Annotated in this window: 21 protein-coding genes and 1 other annotated feature; of the genes, 20 read left to right on the plus strand and 1 reads right to left on the minus strand. The window is 48.5% G+C overall.

Annotation, left to right across the window (positions count from 1 at the left end):
• Positions 1–49 precede the first annotated feature (49 nt).
• From spoVE to ACWGOO_RS06180, 19 genes are all read left to right on the plus strand, one after another.
• The gene (gene spoVE, locus ACWGOO_RS06090; RefSeq protein WP_452481890.1) at positions 50–1,147 is read left to right on the plus strand and encodes a stage V sporulation protein E; all 1,098 of its coding nucleotides are present in this window, start codon (positions 50–52) and stop codon (positions 1,145–1,147) included.
• A 6-nt stretch (positions 1,148–1,153) separates the two neighbouring features.
• Positions 1,154–2,263, plus strand: a complete 1,110-nt coding sequence (murG, locus tag ACWGOO_RS06095; RefSeq protein ID WP_452481891.1) for an undecaprenyldiphospho-muramoylpentapeptide beta-N-acetylglucosaminyltransferase — start codon at positions 1,154–1,156, stop codon at positions 2,261–2,263.
• 145 nt (positions 2,264–2,408) lie between these two features.
• Positions 2,409–3,314, plus strand: a complete 906-nt coding sequence (gene murB, locus ACWGOO_RS06100) for a UDP-N-acetylmuramate dehydrogenase (RefSeq protein ID WP_452481892.1) — start codon at positions 2,409–2,411, stop codon at positions 3,312–3,314.
• Positions 3,304–4,614 carry a UDP-N-acetylglucosamine 1-carboxyvinyltransferase gene (gene murA / locus ACWGOO_RS06105; protein WP_452481893.1) on the plus strand — a complete coding sequence of 437 codons (1,311 nt, stop codon included), beginning with the start codon at positions 3,304–3,306 and terminating at the stop codon, positions 4,612–4,614. The genes murB and murA overlap by 11 nt, the downstream gene beginning before the upstream one ends.
• A 56-nt stretch (positions 4,615–4,670) precedes the next feature.
• Positions 4,671–5,435, plus strand: coding sequence for a cell division protein FtsQ/DivIB (locus tag ACWGOO_RS06110; protein WP_452481894.1), 765 nt, complete (start codon positions 4,671–4,673; stop codon positions 5,433–5,435).
• Between the two features lie 200 nt (positions 5,436–5,635).
• Entirely contained in the window at positions 5,636–6,907 is a 1,272-nt protein-coding gene (ftsA, locus tag ACWGOO_RS06115; protein WP_452481895.1) for a cell division protein FtsA, read from the plus strand.
• Positions 6,908–6,974: 67 nt separating this feature from the next.
• Positions 6,975–8,099, plus strand: a complete 1,125-nt coding sequence (gene ftsZ, locus ACWGOO_RS06120; RefSeq protein ID WP_044649277.1) for a cell division protein FtsZ — start codon at positions 6,975–6,977, stop codon at positions 8,097–8,099.
• A gap of 233 nt (positions 8,100–8,332) precedes the next feature.
• Positions 8,333–9,355, plus strand: coding sequence for a sigma-E processing peptidase SpoIIGA (gene spoIIGA / locus ACWGOO_RS06125; protein WP_452481896.1), 1,023 nt, complete (start codon positions 8,333–8,335; stop codon positions 9,353–9,355).
• Positions 9,356–9,409: 54 nt separating this feature from the next.
• The gene (sigE, locus tag ACWGOO_RS06130; protein WP_014282431.1) at positions 9,410–10,150 is read left to right on the plus strand and encodes an RNA polymerase sporulation sigma factor SigE; all 741 of its coding nucleotides are present in this window, start codon (positions 9,410–9,412) and stop codon (positions 10,148–10,150) included.
• 96 nt (positions 10,151–10,246) lie between these two features.
• Positions 10,247–11,029 (plus strand): RNA polymerase sporulation sigma factor SigG, encoded by a 783-nt coding sequence (gene sigG / locus ACWGOO_RS06135; protein ID WP_007431182.1) that lies wholly within the window; start codon positions 10,247–10,249, stop codon positions 11,027–11,029.
• 125 nt (positions 11,030–11,154) lie between these two features.
• Positions 11,155–11,493, plus strand: a complete 339-nt coding sequence (locus ACWGOO_RS06140; protein WP_452481897.1) for a YlmC/YmxH family sporulation protein — start codon at positions 11,155–11,157, stop codon at positions 11,491–11,493.
• A gap of 83 nt (positions 11,494–11,576) precedes the next feature.
• Positions 11,577–12,461, plus strand: coding sequence for a peptidoglycan editing factor PgeF (gene pgeF, locus ACWGOO_RS06145; RefSeq protein ID WP_452481898.1), 885 nt, complete (start codon positions 11,577–11,579; stop codon positions 12,459–12,461).
• An 8-nt stretch (positions 12,462–12,469) separates the two neighbouring features.
• Positions 12,470–13,174 (plus strand): YggS family pyridoxal phosphate-dependent enzyme, encoded by a 705-nt coding sequence (locus ACWGOO_RS06150; protein ID WP_452481899.1) that lies wholly within the window; start codon positions 12,470–12,472, stop codon positions 13,172–13,174.
• On the plus strand, positions 13,162–13,614 hold the full coding sequence (locus ACWGOO_RS06155) for a cell division protein SepF (RefSeq protein WP_452481900.1): 453 nt from the start codon (positions 13,162–13,164) through the stop codon (positions 13,612–13,614). Before ACWGOO_RS06150 ends, ACWGOO_RS06155 begins: the two co-directional genes overlap by 13 nt.
• 7 nt (positions 13,615–13,621) lie before the next feature.
• Complete coding sequence (locus ACWGOO_RS06160; protein WP_452481901.1) at positions 13,622–13,879, plus strand: YggT family protein; 258 nt, start codon at positions 13,622–13,624, stop codon at positions 13,877–13,879.
• 8 nt (positions 13,880–13,887) lie between these two features.
• Positions 13,888–14,670 (plus strand): YlmH family RNA-binding protein, encoded by a 783-nt coding sequence (locus tag ACWGOO_RS06165; RefSeq protein WP_452481902.1) that lies wholly within the window; start codon positions 13,888–13,890, stop codon positions 14,668–14,670.
• A gap of 171 nt (positions 14,671–14,841) precedes the next feature.
• A complete protein-coding gene (locus tag ACWGOO_RS06170) occupies positions 14,842–15,351 on the plus strand; it encodes a DivIVA domain-containing protein (RefSeq protein WP_452481903.1) in 510 nt (169 codons plus the stop codon).
• A 166-nt stretch (positions 15,352–15,517) separates the two neighbouring features.
• Positions 15,518–15,804, plus strand: a binding site (T-box leader).
• A gap of 77 nt (positions 15,805–15,881) precedes the next feature.
• Positions 15,882–18,971, plus strand: coding sequence for an isoleucine--tRNA ligase (gene ileS, locus ACWGOO_RS06175; protein WP_452481904.1), 3,090 nt, complete (start codon positions 15,882–15,884; stop codon positions 18,969–18,971).
• A 139-nt stretch (positions 18,972–19,110) separates the two neighbouring features.
• Entirely contained in the window at positions 19,111–19,506 is a 396-nt protein-coding gene (locus ACWGOO_RS06180) for a DUF5665 domain-containing protein (protein WP_452481905.1), read from the plus strand.
• A 30-nt stretch (positions 19,507–19,536) separates the two neighbouring features.
• Here ACWGOO_RS06180 and ACWGOO_RS06185 read toward each other — a convergent pair whose 3' ends face one another.
• Positions 19,537–20,268: a TraR/DksA C4-type zinc finger protein gene (locus ACWGOO_RS06185; RefSeq protein WP_452481906.1), complete on the minus strand. Its 732-nt coding sequence runs from the start codon at positions 20,266–20,268 to the stop codon at positions 19,537–19,539.
• Positions 20,269–20,506: 238 nt separating this feature from the next.
• On the opposite strand from ACWGOO_RS06185, the gene lspA reads away from it, so the two are divergent.
• Entirely contained in the window at positions 20,507–20,998 is a 492-nt protein-coding gene (gene lspA, locus ACWGOO_RS06190) for a signal peptidase II (RefSeq protein ID WP_452481907.1), read from the plus strand.

Below are 20,998 nucleotides of genomic sequence, written 5' to 3' on the forward strand. Positions count from 1 at the left end.
GTAGGGGGGTTGGATAAGCCCCTACTTTTATGCAAGGGGTGGCCTCCTGATGAAGCAATCTCGTCCGGCGCCGGATATATGGCTTTTCGTCTGTATTTTGAGCTTGTTAGCCATCGGTATGGTTATGGTATACAGCGCGGGCGCCGTCCTCGCTTTTCACGAGTACGGGGACTCCTACTATTTTGTGAAGCGGCAATTGCTGTTCGCCGGGCTAGGTCTTGTAGCGATGTACTTTACTGCCCGAACGGACTATCGGATCTGGCAGAAGTATGCCAAGGTCGTGCTGCTGATCTGTCTCGCGCTGCTGGTTGCCGTATTAATTCCCGGTATTGGTGTAGTCAGAGGCGGTGCACGAAGCTGGCTCGGTATCAGCTCTTTTGGCATTCAGCCATCCGAGTTTATGAAGCTGGGCATGATTCTTTTTCTCGCCCGCTGGCTCAGCCGCCAGGATTATGATATTAATTCCTTTACGCGCGGCCTGTTGCCCCCGCTTGGACTCATGGGACTGGCCTTTGGCCTGATTATGCTCCAGCCCGATTTGGGCACAGGCACGGTGATGATGGGGGCGTCCATGCTGATCGTATTTACGGCAGGCGCACGTATGAAGCATCTGGGCCTGTTGGCATTGACGGGAGCGGCCGGATTTGCGGCACTGATTGCGGCTGCGCCTTATCGGCTCCAGCGGATCACCGCGTTTTTGGACCCATGGTCCGATCCGCTTGGTGCAGGCTATCAGATTATTCAATCGCTTTACGCCATTGGACCTGGTGGGCTGGCAGGCTTGGGGCTCGGCATGAGCCGCCAGAAATACAGCTATGTTCCCGAGCCGCAGACAGACTTTATTTTTTCGATTTTGGCGGAGGAGCTTGGCTTTATTGGTGGAATGACGGTGCTGGCGCTCTTTCTGATTCTCGTGTGGAGAGGAATGCGCGTCGCTATTACCATCCCAAATACTTACGGCAGTTTGCTCGCTGTGGGCATTGTGGGAATGGTTGCCGTACAGGTGGTCATTAACATAGGTGTCGTAATCGGCTTAATGCCGGTGACAGGAATAACACTGCCCTTAATCAGCTACGGAGGCTCTTCTCTGACGTTGATGCTAACAGCGCTGGGCATTCTACTAAATTTATCACGTTATGCGAGGTGAACGTTTATGCGCGTCGTGTTGAGCGGCGGTGGTACCGGAGGACACATTTATCCGGCGCTCGCCGTAGCCAGACAGTGCGAAGAGATTGATCCGGACGCTGAATTTTTATACATTGGCGGTCAGCGGGGACTGGAAAGTAAGCTGGTTCCCCAGGAAAAAATTCCGTTCGAGGCTATTGATATTACAGGATTCCGTCGTAGCTTGTCTATGGAAAATATAAAAACGATCATGCGCTTCTTCAAAGGGGTTCGCAGATCCAAAGCATTATTGAAAAAATTCAAGCCGGATATCGTTATCGGCACCGGGGGCTATGTATGCGGCCCTGTCGTCTATGCAGCTTCCAAGTTGGGAATACCCAGCATTATTCATGAGCAAAACGCAATTCCGGGCCTGACCAATGCGTTTCTGAGCCGTTACGTGGATACGGTGGCTGTCAGTTTTGAGGGCTCGGAAGGAGCTTTCCCCAAAGCCAAAAATGTACTGTACACCGGGAATCCGCGCGCTACAACGGTTCGTCATGCTAACCGGGACCGAGGCTTTGCAACCATTGGGGTTCCAATGAACAGCTCGGTCGTGCTTGTGGTCGGTGGCAGCAGGGGAGCAAAGGCCATCAATGATGCCATGATTGCAATGGCTCCGCAACTTGCGCAACTGAAAGACGTCCATTTTGTATATGTGACTGGTGAATCTTATTATGAGCAGACGTTGGACAGCATACGGAATCAGATCGGCTCACTACCCAATCATCTGCATGTGCTTCCCTATATTCACAATATGCCAGAGGTGCTAGCTTGTACCTCTTTAATCGTTAATCGCGCTGGCGCGTCCTTTTTGGCTGAAATCACATCGTTAGGTATTCCATCGATTTTGATTCCATCTCCCAATGTGACGAACAACCATCAGGAGGTCAATGCCCGTACACTTGAAAAGTCAGGGGCTTCGGTCATGATTGTGGAGAAGGACCTGAACGGTTCGTCCTTGTTTCAATCCGTTGCAGGGATTATGGAGAATGAGGCATTGCGCAGCCGAATGGCTGAATCAGCGTCTGCACTTGGCAAGCCTGATTCAGCTGATATTTTAGTAAAAGAAATGGAGCGTCTTGCCCGTAAAAGTTAGACCGCAGCGCAGACTGGGCGATTGTCACACACCGGATGGTATTGTCATAAGATACCCTATACATTGTGACCATCACTCAGGCAGCCGGTTGTCAGGTGAGAGCCTTATAACCATGCGGGGCAAGCGACAAGGAGGTTTCAGTACAATGCAGCAATGGATGCCATTATTAGCGGAGCATGATATCGGAAAAGTGCTGAAGCATGAGCCGCTTTCCAAATATACGACGTGGAAGATTGGAGGTCCGGCGGATGCTCTTGTCATCCCGGATACCAAGGAGCAGCTAGCAACTTTACTGCGGCTAGCTGGCGAGCACGGAATCCCGTGGATGCAGTTGGGACGGGGCTCGAACATGCTCGTTTCCGATAAAGGAATCCGGGGCCTCGTGATCAAGCTGGGACCGGGATTTGATTATGTCCGTTTTGAAGATGAACGGATCGTCGCCGGTGGAGGCGTGTCACTAGTCAAACTGTGTGTCATGGCCAGCAAGCAGGGGCTATCTGGCCTCGAATTTGCGGGAGGTATCCCGGGATCGGTTGGCGGGGCTGTCTACATGAACGCCGGTGCCCATGGGTCTGATGTGTCACAAATATTCCAGTCCGCTGAGATCGTGCTGGATACAGGGGAATTGGCTGTGTATGATGCCGAACAAATGCATTTCAGCTATCGTCACTCCGTGCTGCATGAACAGCGTGGAATGGTAACAGAGGCGGTGTTTTGGATGAAGCAGGGCGACCGCGAGGAAATTTCGGCGGCTCTTGCGGCTTTCAAAGATCGTCGCAGGCTGACTCAGCCGTTACAGCTGGCTTGTGCGGGAAGTGTGTTTCGCAATCCGCCAGGAGACTATGCGGCCCGACTTATTGAGAGCGCAGGCCTCAAGGGCTTAAAGGCGGGAGGCGCTGAGGTTTCCGCACAGCATGCCAATTTCATTGTAAATACCGGTCAAGCGACAGCAGAGGACGTGCTTACCCTAATGAAGCATATTCAAAGTACAATATCATCTCAAACCGGCATCAAGCTAGTTCCGGAGGTTTTCGTAGTGGGTGAGCGGTAAACTCGGAGGTGATACATTGGACAAATTGGTGATTGAGGGAGGCCGTCCCTTGTCAGGCACCATACGTATCCATGGGGCAAAAAACGCGGCACTGCCTATTCTTGCGGCAAGCTTGCTTGCACAAGGTAAGGTAGAGATTCGAAATGTGCCTCATCTATTAGACATTAAGGTTATGCTGCACATTCTTGAGAGACTTGGCTGTACATGCCGACATGAAGAGGAAACGGTATACGTGGATACGTCGTCCGTCCGAACGTTCCATATTCCGGAAGATTTGATGAAGCAGATGCGCTCGTCTATCTTTCTGATGGGACCGTTGCTCGCCAGATATGGAGAAGTTTCCATTTACCAGCCGGGAGGCTGTGCCATAGGCGAGCGCAAAATTGATCTTCACTTGGAGGGCCTGAAGGCTCTTGGAGCGGAGATCGAGGAAAAAGACGAACAAATTACGTTTCGGGCCCGCAAGCTGACTGGAACGGATATCCATCTGGATTTCCCGAGCGTGGGGGCCACCGAAAATATTATGATGGCCGCTGCGTTGGCCGAAGGACGAACGACGATTACCAATGCAGCGAGGGAACCTGAGATTCAGGATCTTCAAAACTTCCTGAATGCGATGGGGGCTCATATTATCGGAGCGGGGACGGATACGATTACGATTACAGGAGTCAACGGTTTGTATCCTTGTACGTATGAGGTTATCCCCGACCGCATCGTAGCTGGGACCGTTATGATTGCGGCTGCGGCCACGCGCGGCAGTGTGTCGTTGACGCACTGTAATCCCTCACATTTGTCCGCTTTGATTCACGTCCTCAGGCGGGCTGGTGTTCAAATCGGCATCTTGAATGATATAATGACTGTAAGCTGCATGAGCCGCCCCAAAGCGGTGGAGAGAATTGTTACCTCCCCTTACCCGTCTTTTCCGACGGACTTGCAGTCTCAAGTTATGGTTCTGCTTTCTCTGGCAGATGGCTTCAGTGTGATGAAAGAGACAGTCTTCGAAAGCCGATTCAAACATGTGGATGAATTGAATGTGATGGGTGCCGATATTACGGTTGATGCGAATACCGCCTTTATTCGGGGAGTTCCCCGTCTGTACGGGGCCACGGTAGAGGCTACCGATCTACGCGCAGGGGCTGCGCTGGTTATAGCGGGTCTGGCCGCTCAAGGACTTACCATTGTCGAGCAGGTACACCATATTGACAGAGGGTATGACCGGATCGATCGTCTTTTCCAGGGGCTGGGTGCCCGAATGAGCCGTCAGTCTCCGGTGCCGGAGCAGCTGGATTTCGTAAATTAATGCCTGTAATGTCCCTCCGTTAGCGGAGGGACCAAAGGCTTTTGTGGAGAGAAGCTATGCCAAACGCTCAAATACCTGTTCTTAAACAGAACAGAATGAAGAAAAAAACAAGTCGGAAGATTGTCATCCTTCTCATTTTGTTGTTTATCGTACTGCTTGCTGTTCTCTTTTTTCGTTCCTCGTTAAGCCGAGTTTCTGAAATTCGTTTTGACGGTAATGTATTTTCGACTCGGGAACAGTTGCTTAATCGAAGTGGTCTGGCTATCGGCGATCAGTATTTCGGAGTCAGTTCTTTGGGTATTTCCGAGAGGCTGCGAGAGATTCAGTCGATTCAACAAGTAACGGTGGACAAGCAGTTTCCGGGAGTTATTGCTGTTCATATTAAAGAGTTTGCTACGGTTGCTTACGAGTTACAAAGTGATGGGAGCCTGCGCGCCATTCTTGCGAATGGGACAAGCGTAGGCGTGGGCAGCAGTGGAATTGCGGTTGAGAAACCCATTTTAACCAAATGGAAATCGGATGATCCCTACAAAGCAAAGCTTTGTGATGCGTTATCTCGGATTCCAGGGGAATGGACAGCCGACATTTCGGAAATCATTCCCGCGCCGATCCCTTCTTTTCCGGACCGCATAAAAATGTATACACGCTCTCAATTTGAGGTCATTACGACGGTTTCTCTGCTGAACTCTAAAATCAGCTATTTGAATCAGGTGCTGGAAACAGAAGAGCCCGGTTTAATCACAATGCTGGAGGCAGATTCCTACGTTCCGTTCAAACAGGACACGAGCGAAGAGGTCCAAGAAAAAGATACTACTCAGTGATGTGAAAAAATGTTAGAATTGATTTTATGGGTAATAGACTTGCCTCCTTCTTTTTTCTTCGAATTTTTATGTGACTGCAACCATAAATTGGCTTCTTAAAAATTTGTAGAAAAAAGAGGGAAAGCATGGAGTATGTTGAATATGTTACAGAGTGTGTTTAAAGAACGAAATATATTTTGGAGTCAGGAGGTGCCACAGACTTGAGCAACAATGACATCATTGTTAGTTTGGACATCGGTACATCCAAGGTTCGGGCTATTATTGGGGAAATGAACAATGGAACCTTTAATATTATTGGAGTTGGATCTGCCGACTCGGAAGGAATTCGCAAAGGTGCAATTGTAGACATTGATCAAACCGTGCAATCAATCCGTAACGCCGTGGATCACGCAGAGCGCATGGTTGGTATTCAAATAACAGAAGTGTATGTGGGGATTTCAGGCAACCATATTGGCCTGCAAAATAGTCATGGCGTAGTAGCCGTGTCCAACGAGGACCGTGAAATCGGTGAGGAGGACATTGAGCGTGTGCTCAAGGCAGCTGAAGTTATTGCAGTACCACCAGAGAGAGAAATTATTGATGTGGTAGCCAAGCAGTATGTCGTGGATGGCCTTGAAGGTATTCAAGACCCTCGCGGTATGATCGGAGTTCGTCTTGAAGTAGAGGCTACGATTGTTACGGGAGGCAAGACGCCGATACATAATCTGTTGCGCTGCGTTGAGAAGGGCGGCTTGAGGATCAAAGATTTGGTGCTGCTGCCTCTGGGTGCCGGACAATTGTCACTTTCGAAGGATGAAAAGGTGATGGGTTCGGTGCTGGTGGATATTGGCGCAGGCTCTACAAATGTTTCTATTTTCCAGGAAGGAACGATTGTTGCCACATCTACACTTCCCATCGGCGGAGAATTTGTAACCAATGATATTGCCTACGGACTGAGAACCCTTACCGACCAAGCTGAAAAAGTAAAGCTTAAATACGGCTGCGGATGGTATGATGATGCGGCAGCCGATGTCGTCTTTAAAGTGACTCGTATCGGCAGTAACGTCGATAAGGAATTTAATCAGCAGGATTTGGCTGCCATTATTGAGCCGAGGGTGCAGGAAATTTTTCAACTCATTCAGGCGGAAGTTAAGCGCTTGGGTTACACAGAGCTTCCGGGGGGTTATATACTTACCGGAGGCACCGTCTCCATGCCTGGTGTACTTCAGGTGGCACAAAGCGAACTGGCCGCTTCTGTAAGGATCGCCGTACCTGACTTTATCGGTGTAAGGGATCCGGGTTACACTAGCGGAGTTGGCATCTTGCATAATGCCATTCGCTACTATCGCGGAAGATCAACCAGCGTTAGCAGCAGCAGCGGTGGAAGTTCCAAGAAGCCGACCAACCGAACCAAGAGCAGTCCCGCTGCGGAAGGTGAGCAAAAGCAGGGGTTGATTGAACGCTTAAAGAACATGTTCAGTGAGTTTATATAACGTTCATTGCTAATTATGCTAATCATGGACGGGCCATCCATGCACATTGAGGGGGAGATGGAATAGTATGTTGGAATTTGATTTTGAAATGGAGAGCTTGGCTCAAATTAAAGTGATCGGCGTCGGAGGCGGCGGCAGCAATGCGGTTAACCGAATGATTGAAAATGGTGTTCAGGGTGTGGAGTTTATCACCGTTAACACAGATGCTCAGGCGCTTCATTTAGCGAAGTCTGAGCATAAGCTTCAAATTGGTGATAAGCTGACTCGCGGCTTGGGTGCCGGAGCTAATCCGGATGTGGGTAAAAAAGCGGCTGAGGAGTCGCGTGAACTCATTATGAACACACTCAAAGGTGCGGATATGGTATTCGTGACGGCGGGAATGGGTGGCGGTACCGGTACTGGAGCAGCTCCTGTCATTGCTGAAATTGCTAAGGAATGCGGCGCACTGACTGTAGGCGTTGTAACACGACCATTCACCTTTGAAGGGCGTAAGCGCTCTAATCAAGCCGAGCTGGGCATTGAGGGATTAAAAGAAAAGGTAGACACCTTGATTGTTATCCCGAATGATCGCCTGCTTGAAATTGTGGATAAAAAGACCCCTATGCTGGAAGCATTCCGCGAAGCGGACAATGTTCTTCGTCAGGCGGTACAAGGTATTTCTGATTTGATCGCTGTACCCGGCCTGATCAACCTCGACTTTGCTGACGTAAAAACGATCATGACGGAGCGTGGCTCCGCCTTGATGGGGATTGGCGAAGCAACCGGTGAGAATCGGGCGGCTGAAGCAGCACGCAAGGCTATCATGAGCCCGTTGTTGGAAACATCCATTGAAGGCGCACGGGGTGTGATTATGAACATCACTGGCGGCAACAATCTGTCTTTGTACGAAGTGAATGAAGCAGCTGAAATTGTAACCTCGGCTTCCGATCCAGAAGTCAACATGATTTTCGGTGCTATCATTGACGAAGAGTTGAAAGAAGAGATTAAGGTTACCGTCATTGCAACTGGCTTTGAAGGTAAACCAAGCCAACCGGCACCGGGGCGTAAACCGGCAGCCAACCCGGCGGCTCCTGAATCGGCGGAAAAGGGTTCTCCTAACTTGCGTCCGTTCGGCAACACTCAGAGCAGTGATCAACTTGATATTCCGACATTTTTACGTAACCGTTCACGCAATAATAATAACGATAACTAGATTGAAATTGGATAGCCCGTATTCTCCTTGGAGATACGGGCTTCTTTCTGTTTTCTGTATCTCGTATTCGATTCGTTAGCCGATTCCAATGTAAGAACTCCATTTTTATCATTTCCCGTGCTTCTCCCCTTTCCGACAAAATTAGTCGGTCACCGTCCCCATCGTTAGACAGACTTTGAACAGCATGACTACTATACTTAAGCCTATCCTGCAAACGCTGGGCGGGTGAATCTTTGGTTGTTTACATCGACTTAATTTTTTTGACCAATTTGTTCATTGATGCTGTACTGCTGATGGCTACCGCCTGGATGAGAAAAATTCGTCCGGTGTGGTGGCGGCTGCTTGCTTCGGCTGTCATCGGTGCGATGTACGTGGTCATGATGTTTGTGCCGGGGCTGTCCTTTTTATTTACATTCCTGATTAAGCTGGCTTTATCGGTCATTATGCTGTTGGTGGCTTTTGGGTTTGGCAGCATGCAAAAGTACCTTCGTACGATGGGTGCTTTTTATATGATCAATTTTGTGGCAGCTGGAGGAATTCTGGGGATGCATTATTTACTCCAGAGTACAGGGGAATTGTTTAATGGCATCTGGTACACGGCTTCAGGTGGAATGTCCTTTGAGTTGAAAATCGCATTCTGGTTTATTTTATGCACGTTTGGCGGAGTGATGCTTTTCTTTCGTATTGTGCAATCTTCAAAGCAGCGTGCGGAAAGGATGAGTGGATTTCTAGGTGAGGTGCAGGTATGGATCGGGCAGGATCATATTGAGTGTACAGGCTTGTTGGATACGGGGAACCAACTTCATGATCCTTTGACCCGGACACCAGTGATGGTCATGGAGGCTGCCTTGTGGGAGGAATATTTACCCTCTTCTTGGCTCCAAAAGCTATCTGAGGGAAATGCGGATCAGCTGGTGATGGAGTTGGGAGACGAATCGTTCAACTGGCAGGATCGAGTTCGTCTCGTTCCCTATCGTGGCATTAATCGTAACCATTCCTTCATGCTCGCACTCAAACCGGATCGCGTAGAGGTTGTGATGAATGGGGCTCGCTATGTGCATCATCGGGTGTTGATCGGCTTGGATGGGGGGACGTTGTCGGCAGAGGGAAAATACCGTGCAATCATTCATCCGGATGTGACGGCACACGCGGAGGGGGCTAATGAGCCGGGCCAGAAGCAGGAAGCACGCTTTGAAGCGCAGGACGATGGTCGTGGACACACGATCAGGTCTGAAGGCAATCAGGCATTGCTGTAACGGACGAAGGGATGCAGCGAGATTTTGCACCATTTTCAGAAGGGGGAGAATGACATGCGGGAACAGATGAAATTCAAGATGAAAATCAGGTTGACTTTACAGTTGCAATATTATCGTATTTTATTTTTATTCGGGTTAAAAAGTGAAGAGATTTATTATATTGGCGGTAGCGAGGCGCTCCCCCCGCCGCTGACGAGGGATGAGGAAGAGTATTTGCTTGGAAAGCTCTCTTCCGGAGATGCAGCAGTACGCTCTATGTTGATTGAACGGAATTTGCGGCTGGTGGTGTACATTGCGCGTAAGTTTGAGAACACAGGAATCAACATTGAGGATCTCGTATCCATAGGGGCAATTGGACTTATCAAGGCAGTTAATACCTTTGATCCCGAGAAAAAAATCAAGCTCGCTACCTATGCTTCCCGATGCATCGAAAATGAAATTTTAATGTATTTGCGCCGAAATAGTAAAACGAGAACGGAAGTTTCTTTTGACGAGCCTTTGAATATTGATTGGGACGGGAACGAGTTGTTGCTTTCCGACGTGATGGGAACGGAAAATGATACCATTTATCGCAATATCGAGGAGCAGGTTGACCGCAAATTATTGCATAAGGCGCTGGATAAGCTGACGGATCGGGAACGTCTGATTATGGAGCTGCGTTTTGGCTTGCAGGACGGGGAAGAGAAGACACAGAAGGATGTTGCTGACCTGTTAGGTATCTCACAATCCTATATTTCGCGTCTGGAAAAACGTATTATAAAGCGCCTACGAAAAGAATTTAACAAAATGGTATGACGTTTGGGGATATTCGGAAGCGATGGAAACGGCGAATAAAAAAACACCCTCAGGAGATAATGTACATTAATGTTGCTCCTTGGGAGGTAAGACACGATGACCCGAAACAAAGTGGAAATTTGCGGTGTGGATACCGCCAAACTGCCGGTGCTAACCAATGCGGAAATGCGCGAGCTGTTCACATCACTTCAGCAAAATAATGAACGATCAGCCAGAGAAAAATTGGTTAACGGCAATTTACGGCTCGTCCTGAGTGTGATTCAGCGCTTTAACAATCGGGGAGAGTTTGTTGACGATTTGTTTCAGGTTGGATGCATCGGCCTGATGAAGGCGATTGATAATTTTGACCTTTCGCAAAACGTGAAGTTCTCCACTTATGCGGTACCGATGATTATCGGTGAGATACGCCGGTATTTGCGGGACAATAATCCGATCCGTGTATCCCGTTCGCTGCGAGATATAGCATATAAGGCGCTTCAGGTGCGGGATAGTCTGACAAATCTGAATTCGCGGGAACCGACGATTTTTGAAATTTCTGAGGCGCTGAACGTGCCTAAGGAAGATGTTGTGTTCGCATTAGATGCGATTCAGGACCCGGTTTCGCTGTTCGAGCCGATATATCACGACGGGGGCGACCCAATCTATGTGATGGATCAGATCAGTGATGACAGAAATAAGGACGTCTCATGGATTGAGGAAATTGCTCTGCGGGAAGCGATGCATCGCCTGGGCCAGCGTGAAAAGATGATATTGTCCATGCGCTTTTATGAAGGAAAGACGCAGATGGAGGTTGCCGACGAAATCGGTATCTCTCAAGCCCAGGTTTCGAGATTAGAGAAGTCGGCCATACAGCAAATGCAAAAGCATGTGAAGTCGTAGTTCTTTAGGGAAGAGAAGCTTGGAAGGCATACCGATAAAAACGATCCTGTGTGGATCGTTTTTGCGTTTACAGGACATTTTTTGGGTTCTCTCGCTCATATAGTGAAATAAAGGATGTGATGAGTGTGAGTACGCCGGAAACGTCGGTAAGGGCCATGAAAATTTCCGAGTTTCAAACAAAGGATGTCATTAACATTGTAGATGGGCGACGATTGGGACAAATTAGTGATTTGGAGATTGATGTACGACAGGGCAAAATCGAGGCCATTGTTGTCCCTGGCAGCAGCCGTTTTATGGGCTGGTTGGGTGGGGGAAGCGAACTGGTCATTCCTTGGCGCAATATTGTGAAAATTGGCTCGGATGTGGTGCTTGTACGATTGGAGGGACTGCATGAGCCGCAAAGTGATGGTGAGGAACAATTATATATTGAGCGCCAGGAACGAAATGATCGACGGGGATTTTGAGCTTTAGAAATATGTGCATTTGACAGCTAGGTGAAGACACGGCGGCGGCTTTTTGGTACACTGAGCAGTAGAGGTGAAAACGAATGGAACCGTTTGTAGTGAATACCGGAGCAACGGGTGTCGCGTCAACGACAGATGGCGCGCATCCCTTGCCAGAGTTATTATATATTCAATCCTGGGAGAAACAGGTTCGTGGATTGACAGCAGGTTTTACCGGACGCCATGGCGGTGTCAGTGAAGTGCCTTACGAAAGTCTGAATTGTGCGTTTCATGTAGGGGATGACCCGGAGAAAGTTATTCGCAATCGACAGCTTATTGCGGGGCAGCTCGGATTTGTGCCTGAAGCCTGGACCTGTGGAGAGCAGGTACACGGTAACCACGTTGCTGTTGTAAAGGCTGCTGACCGCGGGCGCGGCTTTGTGGATCGTGCATCCGCTTTTCAGGATACAGACGGACTGTTGACCGATATACCAGGCATTTTACTGACATCCTTTTATGCGGATTGCGTGCCGTTATATTTTTGCGATCCGGTGCGGCGTGTGATTGGGCTGGCGCATGCGGGCTGGAAAGGAACAGTTGCCGAGATTGCGCTGAAAATGGTGCAAACGATGCAGACCGAGTATGGATCGCACCCGTCCGATTTGCTTGCAGCCATTGGCCCTTCCATTGGTTTGGAGTCCTACGAGGTGGATGAGCATGTTATGAGCCAAATTCGGGTTTTGGAGCATGATTGCCCGGGTAATGATAAATGGGAAGGCACTGTCTATTTCCCGTTAGGCGGCGGGAAAACGCTCCTTGACTTGAAACAATGCAATCGACACATTATGATGAAAGCAGGAATATTGCCGAGCCGTATCGAATGTACTACCTTATGTACGAGTAGCCGCAGCGATTTGTTTTTTTCGTATCGCAAGGAAGGCGGCGTCACAGGGAGAATGGCGAGCTGGATTGGTCTGGAAGAGAGGTGAGTCCTTCCGTGTCTTTGGAGGAACGAATGAAAGAAGTGAACGCTCGTGTGGAAGCGGCATGTGTCCGCAGTGGACGTTCGCGTGAAGAAGTAAATGTGATCGCTGTCACGAAATATGTTTCGGTAGAGGCGATGACATCCGTATTGGACAATGGCTTGGAGCATGTTGGCGAAAATCGCTGGCAGGATGCTGCGGATAAATGGAGCAAGCTGGGTGACCGGGGAACATGGCATTTTATCGGTCATCTGCAAACGAATAAGGTTAAAGATGTTATTGGAAAATTTGAATTTATACATTCGCTTGACCGACTGTCGCTGGCTCAGGAATTGGACAAGAAGGCGGCCGCTCTTGAACTGAGGATCAAAGCCTTTGTGCAAGTTAACATTTCAGGGGAAGCTTCGAAATATGGCCTTTCTTCTGAGGCGGTAGCCCCTTTTCTGAAACAAATTCGCGAGCTAGAGCATGTGGACGTGATCGGCTTGATGACGATGGCTCCCCATGAGGAAGACTCGGAGAATACCCGGCCTGTATTTCGAGGGCTACGCGAATTGCGTGATGCGTTAAATGGACAAGCTTTAACGAGAGAACCTATTGTTCACCTGTCGATGGGCATGTCTAATGATTTTGAGGTGGCGGTTGAAGAAGGAGCGACCTGGTTACGGCTTGGTTCTATACTGGTCGGACGAGAGGAGGATTTCCGTTGGGCGTTATGAATAAGTTCATGAACTTCCTGGGACTTCAGGAAGAAGAGGAAGTTGTAGAGCGAGAGGTTATGAATACGCCGGAAGATCAAGAAATTGAAACCCCAAGCTTTGATAAACGTAAGAACCAGAAGGGCAATAATGTTGTCAGCATCCATTCACAGAAAAATGTGAAAGTTGTCCTGTATGAGCCGCGTTCTTATGATGAAGCACAGGAAATTGCCGATCACATTCGCTCCCATCGTTCCGTTGTGGTCAATTTGCAACGCATCCGCAAGGATCAGGCGCTGCGAATCATTGATTTTTTAAGTGGTACTGTATATGCGCTGGGCGGGGGTATTTCCAAGGTGGGCAATAATATTTTCCTGTGTACACCGGATACGGTTGAAATTCAAGGCTCCATTACGGAAATACTAGCTGAGACTGAACAAGAACTTAACAGAATGAGGTGAGCTTTTCTTGATCGAGGTAATCGGTTGGCTATTTCAGATTTATTCTTACATGATCATTGCATATGTCCTGATGTCATGGCTTCCTAATGCAAGAGAGAGTGTGATCGGTGATTTACTTGCCAAGTTTGTGGAGCCGTATTTGTCTCCTTTTCGCAGATTTATACCGCCAATCTTCGGAATGATTGATATTTCACCTATTGTTGCGCTGATTGCTCTACGTTTTGCTTCGTACGGTCTGTTGACTTTAATTAGAAATTTCGTCTAGGAGGACTTATGCGAACCGAGATTCATGAGCATTTTCACCCGGATGAACGGGATTATGTGGATCGCGCTTCCGAATGGATCAGTCATGCGGGGGCTTATCATGAGCAGAAGCTGACTGATTTTTTGGACCCGCGTCAACTGTACATATTGGAGACGCTTGCTTCGAAGGAAGACAAGGTTACGATTAGGGTAGATGGCGGTTATGAGGCATCGGAACGAAAGCGGGCGTTAATAGCGCCCGATTATTCGTATGTGGACGGAGAGAATATGGGTATTCAGGTTCTTTCCGTCACGTCCGATGATCATAAAATGGAAACGTTGGAGCACGGGGATTATCTGGGTGCAATATTAGGACTTGGAATCAAGCGTGGAAAAATAGGGGATATTCACGTGCTGGACGATGGGTGCCATGTATTGGTAGCTTCTGAGATCAGTGATTTTATTACAATGCACTTACAGCAGGTTCATCGTGTTCATGTGTGGACAGAACTGTTGCCTCCAGGAAATCTGCGGACGAAGGATGTTGCATTGGAGCCGCTGAACCTTACGGTGGCTTCTTTGCGTCTAGATGTAATTTCCAGTGAAGTGTGCAAGCTGAGCCGCAGCAAGATTTTAACACCGATCCGGGCGGGACGGTGCCGGGTGAATTGGAAGGTGGAGGAGAATCCATCCATTTCACTTAAAGCGGGGGACGTTATTTCTATGCAGGGATTTGGGCGTTTTAAAGTGCTGGAAACAGACGGGGTGACAAAAAAAGGGAGATTACGTGTCAAAATTGGCAAGTTTATATAGCTGGAGGCAGGATTTACGAGCTTTCTGTCGAAAGAATTAAGCTATAGCGAAGAACTGGAACGATTTTGCTCTGTACAGCATTCACAAAACGGGGTATGATGACCGATAGATGATAGTGAGCGTCGTGACGCGGAAAATGTTTTTTTGTCAATCTTATAGGAGGTGAACGGCATGCCATTAACGCCATTGGATATACATAACAAGGAATTTTCCCGCCGGCTTCGCGGTTATGATGAGGATCAGGTCAATGAATTTTTGGATCAGGTGATCAAGGATTATGAGGGAGTTATCCGTGAAAATAAAGAACTGAGTACACAGCTGTTGAATGTTCAAGAGAAGCTTGATCATTTTTCGACCATTGAGGATACGCTGAGCAAGACGATTATCGTGGCGCAAGAAGCGGCTGATGAAGTCCGTAACAACGCCAAGAAAGAATCGCAGCTCATCGTGAAGGAAGCGGAAAAAAATGCGGACCGTATTGTGAATGAAGCGTTATCCAAATCCCGTAAAATTGCGTTGGAGGTCGAAGAACTGAAGAAGCAGGCCTCGATTTACCGAGCACGTTTTCGTACACTGGTGGAGGCGCAGCTTGACTTGTTAAGTCAGGACGGATGGGAAGCGCTTGAAAATCGTGAACGCGAAGTGCTGGAGCGTGAGCGTGAAATGAAAGAGATTTATTAATCGTCATCCCGAACAGCGATTTCTGGGCCTTGTCAGGGTTGACTTTTATCTCCAAAGAGGCTATAACTGTAAATACTATACCGAATAACACATTACCCATTGAGGATAATGTGTTATTATTCAGAGCAGCGAGCTGCTGATTTAATATCCCGATGAATTTAACATTTGGAATTCGTTGATGGGAACGAGTACGTCATGATTTTGTTCCTCAGAGAGTTGGCCTTTTTTGGTGTAAGCCAACGTTCAGAACATGACCGAAGATCCTCCCTGAGAAGTGAGCTGAAGCGCTTGAGTTTTATCAGGCGTGTGTAAGCATGCACCGTTCGCCATACGTTACAATGGCGCCCTGCTGTAGTTGAGTAGGGCTCGGAGAGCCGTGACGGGATCAGTCTTTTTGAGAATGGTCTGTTTACGGAATCAGGGTGGTAACGCGAGCACAGTCTCGTCCCTTACAGGGACGGGGCTTTTTTGTTGCTTTTTTCAGAGAATGCTACAGAAATTAATGATGATCAGAGAGGAAGAATGACATTATGAACAGAGTGGATGTCAAAGAAAAGGCTCGGTCCCGCGACCTGCGCATCCTGAGCAAATGGAAGCAGGAGGATACGTTCCGCAAAACCATCACGCATCGTGAGGGGAAGCCAAACTTTGTATTTTATGAAGGTCCGCCAACAGCTAATGGTAAACCGCATATCGGTCACGTACTGGGCCGTGTAATTAAGGATTTTGTCGGCCGTTACCAGACGATGAAGGGATACCGTGTCGTACGTAAGGCGGGTTGGGATACCCATGGTCTGCCGGTAGAATTAGGTGTTCAGAAACAATTGGGCATTTCCCATAAGCCTGAAATTGAGGAATACGGCGTTGAAAAGTTCATCAAAAAATGTAAAGCCAGCGTGTTTGAGTATGAGCAGCAATGGCGTGATCTGACCGAAGCCATCGGATACTGGACAGACCTCGACCACCCATATATCACGCTGGATAATAACTATATTGAGAGTGTGTGGAACATTCTGGCGACGATTCACGAAAAGGGTCTGCTGTATCGCGGTCATCGCGTAAGTCCGTATTGCCCGGATTGTCAGACAACGCTGAGTTCCCATGAAGTGGCACAGGGCTACAAAGATGTGAAAGACCTGAGCGCCACGGCCAAATTTAAGCTGCATAGTAGTGGTGAATATGTGCTGGCCTGGACGACAACACCTTGGACCTTGCCGAGTCACGTAGCGCTTGCTGTTAACCCTGACCTGGAGTACGCTCGTGTGAAACAGGAAGACGGTGTATACATCGTTGCCAAAAATCTCGTCGAAGACGTCATTAAAGGCGATCATGAAGTGATTGGCACGCTGTCGGGTTCCGAACTGGTAGGTCAAACGTATACTCCGCCATTTACTTATTTCCAAGTCGAGAAGGGTAATCAGATTCTGGGTGCGAAGTTCGTAACGGACTCCAGCGGTACAGGTATCGTTCATATGGCTCCGGCGCATGGTGAAGATGATTACCGGGTATGCCGTGAAAATGGCATTGGATTCATCAATGTGGTGGATCTCCAAGGGAACTACGTAGAGGAAATCACTGATTTTGCAGGCCGTTTTGTGAAGGACTGTGATGTAGATATTGTTAAAATGCTGTCGGAAAAAGGTTTGCTGTACAGTAAGGAAAAATACGAGCATAGCTATCCGTTCTGCTGGCGTTGTGACACCCCGCTGTTGTACTACGCTATGGACAGCTGGTTTATCAAAACAACCGCGATCAAGGATCAACTGATTGCCAACAATAACGAAGTCGAATGGTATCCGGGTCATGTACGCGAAGGACGTTTCGGTAAGTTTTTGGAGGAATTGGTGGACTGGAACATCAGCCGTGACCGCTATTGGGGCACACCGCTGAACATCTGGGTTTGTGAGGAAACCGGAGAGCAGTTCGCTCCGCATAGTATTGCTGAATTAAGGGAACGTGCGATGGGTGATGTACCAGCGGACATTGAGCTGCACAAGCCATATGTGGATGAAATCCAGGTTCGAAGTAAATGTGGTAAATACGAAATGACCCGTACACCGGAAGTGATTGACGTATGGTTCGACAGCGGCTCCATGCCTTTTGCCCAGCATCATTATCCGTTTGAAAATAATGAAACATTCGAGCAGCAATTCCCGGCAGACATGATCTGTGAAGGGATTGACCAGACTCGCGGCTGGTTCTACAGCTTGCTTGCTGTTTCGACCATGCTGACAGGGAAAGCTCCTTACAAAGCAGTTATGGCAACAGGCCATGTACTGGATGAGCAGGGACAGAAAATGTCCAAATCCAAGGGCAACGTGATTGATCCATGGGAAGTGATTGACGAGTACGGTACAGATGCTTTCCGCTGGGCATTGCTGTCCGACAGTGCGCCATGGAATAGCAAACGGTTTTCCAAAGGCATTGTAGGCGAAGCCAAATCGAAGCTGGTAGATACGCTCGTAAATACACATGCTTTCCTGACTTTGTATGCGGATATCGACGGTTATGATCCGGCGCAGTATCCGTTCAAGCCATCAGCACACAAGCTGGATCGCTGGATTTTGTCCCGCCTCAACAGCTTGATTCTGGTGGTGGACAAAGCGCTGGCAGTGAACGACTTCCTGAATTCTTCCAAAGCGATTGAGTCGTTCGTGGATGAACTGAGCAACTGGTATATCCGCCGTTCGCGCGACCGATTCTGGGGCAATGGCCTTACAGAAGATAAATTGGATGCGTACCGCACACTGACTGAGGTGTTGTTGACAACAGCGAAGCTGCTTGCGCCATTCACGCCGATGCTGGCTGAGGATATTTACCTGAACCTGAGCAACGGAGAAAGCGTTCATCTGGATGATTATCCAACTGCTAATGAAGCCTTGATTGACCTGGAGCTGGAACGTGACATGGAGACGGCTCGCCGCGTAGTAGAACTGGCGCGCAATGTCCGTAACGAAACGGGGCTGAAAACGCGTCAGCCATTGTCTGAATTGATTTTGTCAATGGATCAGGATTTTGAGCTGAGTGGTTATGAGGAAATTATCAAGGATGAAATCAATGTGAAAAATATTCATGTTGAAACGGACGATAGCGGCTTTGTAGACTTTACACTGAAGCTGAATTTGAAGGTAGCGGGCAAGAAATACGGCAAAAATGTCGGCTTCCTGCAAAACTTTTTCAAAGGAATGTCTGCTGAAGACACCCGGTCGGTTGTGGAAAAAGGAGTGCTAAACGTGGCTTCTCCAGAAGGGGAAGAGCTGCAAGTTACAGCCGAGGAATTGCTGGTGGAGAAAAAAGCGAAGGAAGGCTTTGCTTCCGCTTCCGGCTATGGTTTAACGGTAGCGTTGAACACGGACATTACGCCTGAGCTGGAGCAAGAGGGCTGGGTACGTGAGGTTGTTCGTGCGGTGCAGGATTACCGTAAGAAGCTGGATCTGCCGATTGAAAAGTATGTAGCACTGACGCTGGATGTAGATAGTGAGCTTCGTCAAGCGATCGAAAACTTCGATTCCGTGTTGCGTGAGAACGTACTGGTAACGACGGTGACCTTTGGTCAAGCCGAGCCTGTGGAACGCGTAGAAGTAAACGGCAAAACCATCGGCATGCATATTGGGGAATAATTACAAGACCCTTGTCCCATAATACAATAACAGGCAGCATATAAAACGAGCCTAAGCACTGGAAACGGATGGATGTTCTCCGTTACGTGCTTCGGCTCGTTTGCTGCGTTCAGCGCAGCATGGGAAAGGGGGATTGTGCATGACCGCACGATCAAGGCGCAGACACGGGAGAAGCCGCCAAGGCATGAACGGGGGAAGTAGGGGGACTGTAGCAACAGATCAAGGTACAGCAGGTGATCAGGCTGACCAGCTAAGCCGTGTGGAAAAGCTGGTGCGTTCCGTGTCGCAGCAGCTGGAACGCACGCGCATTGCTGAGTATGCCCTGTTGCTCAACAAACCTTGGCGATTGCTCTGGCTGAACTTAATATCAGGTCTGTCCCGGGGGCTCGGCATCGCGCTTGGATTTACTTTTTTCGCGGCGACCATTATTTATGTGTTGCAAGTGCTGGGAGCGCTGAATTTGCCGATCATCGGTGATTATATTGCTGACATTGTACGGATTGTGCAACGACAACTGGAGCTAAACACCTATTAGGTTTTTTTTACCTGTTAGGATTTGGTTTAACTATTCGTCTTTGTACGTATCCGGCTCCAGTAGACCTTCGCCCTCGCCATCATCCAGATAACGCTGATAAATGGAGCTGCGGACAACAGATACATTTTTTCCATATATGTCTGTAGCTATAAAGCTTTCGTAAGGCTCTACGAAGCCCATATTATCATCGTTGGCCTCAATTTCCATATCGTCGTAGCTATGGATTTCTCCACTTTCGGCCATGGCTGGTGTATTAGATGTACCCCAGCTTTCAACGATCTGCCAGGCATCTTCACCGTCGAAGCCATTTTGATCTTCACGCTCATCCAGACTCGTTCTGCCGAACGAGGGAGCGAGGAATTCTTCCTCCACCGGGCGGCGGTTGGACACTTCCGTTTCGGGACTGTATTCTTTGCAGTAAATGGTATAGGGAACAGCTAGCAGACGCTCATAAGGAATCGGTTTGCCGCTGGCTGCGCAAATGCCATAGGTTCCCTTATCCATTGCCAATAAGGCTGATTCGATACGTTCTAATTGAAATTCGTCGTGTTCCAGTAGGGAAATGTCTTTGGCTCGCTCATACGTTTCGGTAGCTAAATCGCCCGGATGATTGTCAATAGGGGAAAGCTCGCCGGTCTGATCGCGTTGGGAATCACCGAGTCCATAATGATCGTTGTCCTGCAAACGATGCTCAATCTCCTTTTTACGTTCCAGCAGTTCGTTACGCAATCCCTGCAATTGTTGCTCCGTCAATGGGGACATGGAATCCTCTCCTTTATTCTAGGTTTAACCTGCGCGTGCGCTATGTCGGTTATGCTCCTTGTAGTTTGCACCGGGAAGACCTCTTTTACATAGGAAATTCTGATCAAATGCGCTGGAGATGATCTCATTCATATTCCAGGCCCGATAGCTTGCGGGATACGTGGACGATCTGAGAATGCTTATGCTACAATAAATGGGTTCGACAACGGATATAAGCAGATCGGAGTGACGAAGGACTGTGATTTATTTTGGTATTGCGCTAATTATTTTTTTGATTGATCAGGGAGTCAAATATTTGGTGGCTACGCGCATGGAATTGTACGAGCAGATACCTGTCATCGGCAATTTCTTTCTAATCACGTCCCATCGTAACCGGGGAGCCGCTTTTGGGATTTTGGAAGGCCAGCGTTGGCTTTTTATCGTGATTACGATTGTGGTGGTGATCGGTATCATAGGGTACTTGCGGAAAACGGTTAAGGCCGGGCAGAAATTGCTTCCAGTTGCATTAAGTTTGGTACTTGGAGGCGCGGTCGGTAACTTCTTGGATCGGGCTATTTCAGGGGAAGTGGTTGATTTTGCTCAATTCAATTTTGGAAGCTATACGTTTCCGATTTTTAATGTGGCAGACTCGGCGATTGTCATCGGTGTAGCACTGATTATTTTGGATACATTGCTGGAATCGCGTCGGAACAAAGGTAATGGCAGTGATCGCATTGAAGGGAAGTCATAG

The organism is Paenibacillus sp. NPDC055715 (assembly GCF_053617595.1).

Excerpts from the sequence above, each read along its gene's own strand:
- sigG (WP_007431182.1), top strand. The coding sequence starts at position 10,247 with ATGACCCGAAACAAAGTGGAAATTTGCGGTGTGGATACCGCCAAACTG.
- ACWGOO_RS06110 (WP_452481894.1), top strand. The coding sequence starts at position 4,671 with ATGCCAAACGCTCAAATACCTGTTCTTAAACAGAACAGAATGAAGAAA.
- ACWGOO_RS06170 (WP_452481903.1), top strand. The coding sequence starts at position 14,842 with ATGCCATTAACGCCATTGGATATACATAACAAGGAATTTTCCCGCCGG.
- pgeF (WP_452481898.1), top strand. The coding sequence starts at position 11,577 with ATGGAACCGTTTGTAGTGAATACCGGAGCAACGGGTGTCGCGTCAACG.
- ACWGOO_RS06180 (WP_452481905.1), top strand. The coding sequence starts at position 19,111 with ATGACCGCACGATCAAGGCGCAGACACGGGAGAAGCCGCCAAGGCATG.
- ACWGOO_RS06165 (WP_452481902.1), top strand. The coding sequence starts at position 13,888 with ATGCGAACCGAGATTCATGAGCATTTTCACCCGGATGAACGGGATTAT.
- murG (WP_452481891.1), top strand. The coding sequence starts at position 1,154 with ATGCGCGTCGTGTTGAGCGGCGGTGGTACCGGAGGACACATTTATCCG.
- spoVE (WP_452481890.1), top strand. The coding sequence starts at position 50 with ATGAAGCAATCTCGTCCGGCGCCGGATATATGGCTTTTCGTCTGTATT.
- ileS (WP_452481904.1), top strand. The coding sequence starts at position 15,882 with ATGAACAGAGTGGATGTCAAAGAAAAGGCTCGGTCCCGCGACCTGCGC.
- murB (WP_452481892.1), top strand. The coding sequence starts at position 2,409 with ATGCAGCAATGGATGCCATTATTAGCGGAGCATGATATCGGAAAAGTG.
- sigE (WP_014282431.1), top strand. The coding sequence starts at position 9,410 with ATGCGGGAACAGATGAAATTCAAGATGAAAATCAGGTTGACTTTACAG.
- ftsZ (WP_044649277.1), top strand. The coding sequence starts at position 6,975 with ATGTTGGAATTTGATTTTGAAATGGAGAGCTTGGCTCAAATTAAAGTG.
- ACWGOO_RS06185 (WP_452481906.1), bottom strand. The coding sequence starts at position 20,268 with ATGTCCCCATTGACGGAGCAACAATTGCAGGGATTGCGTAACGAACTG.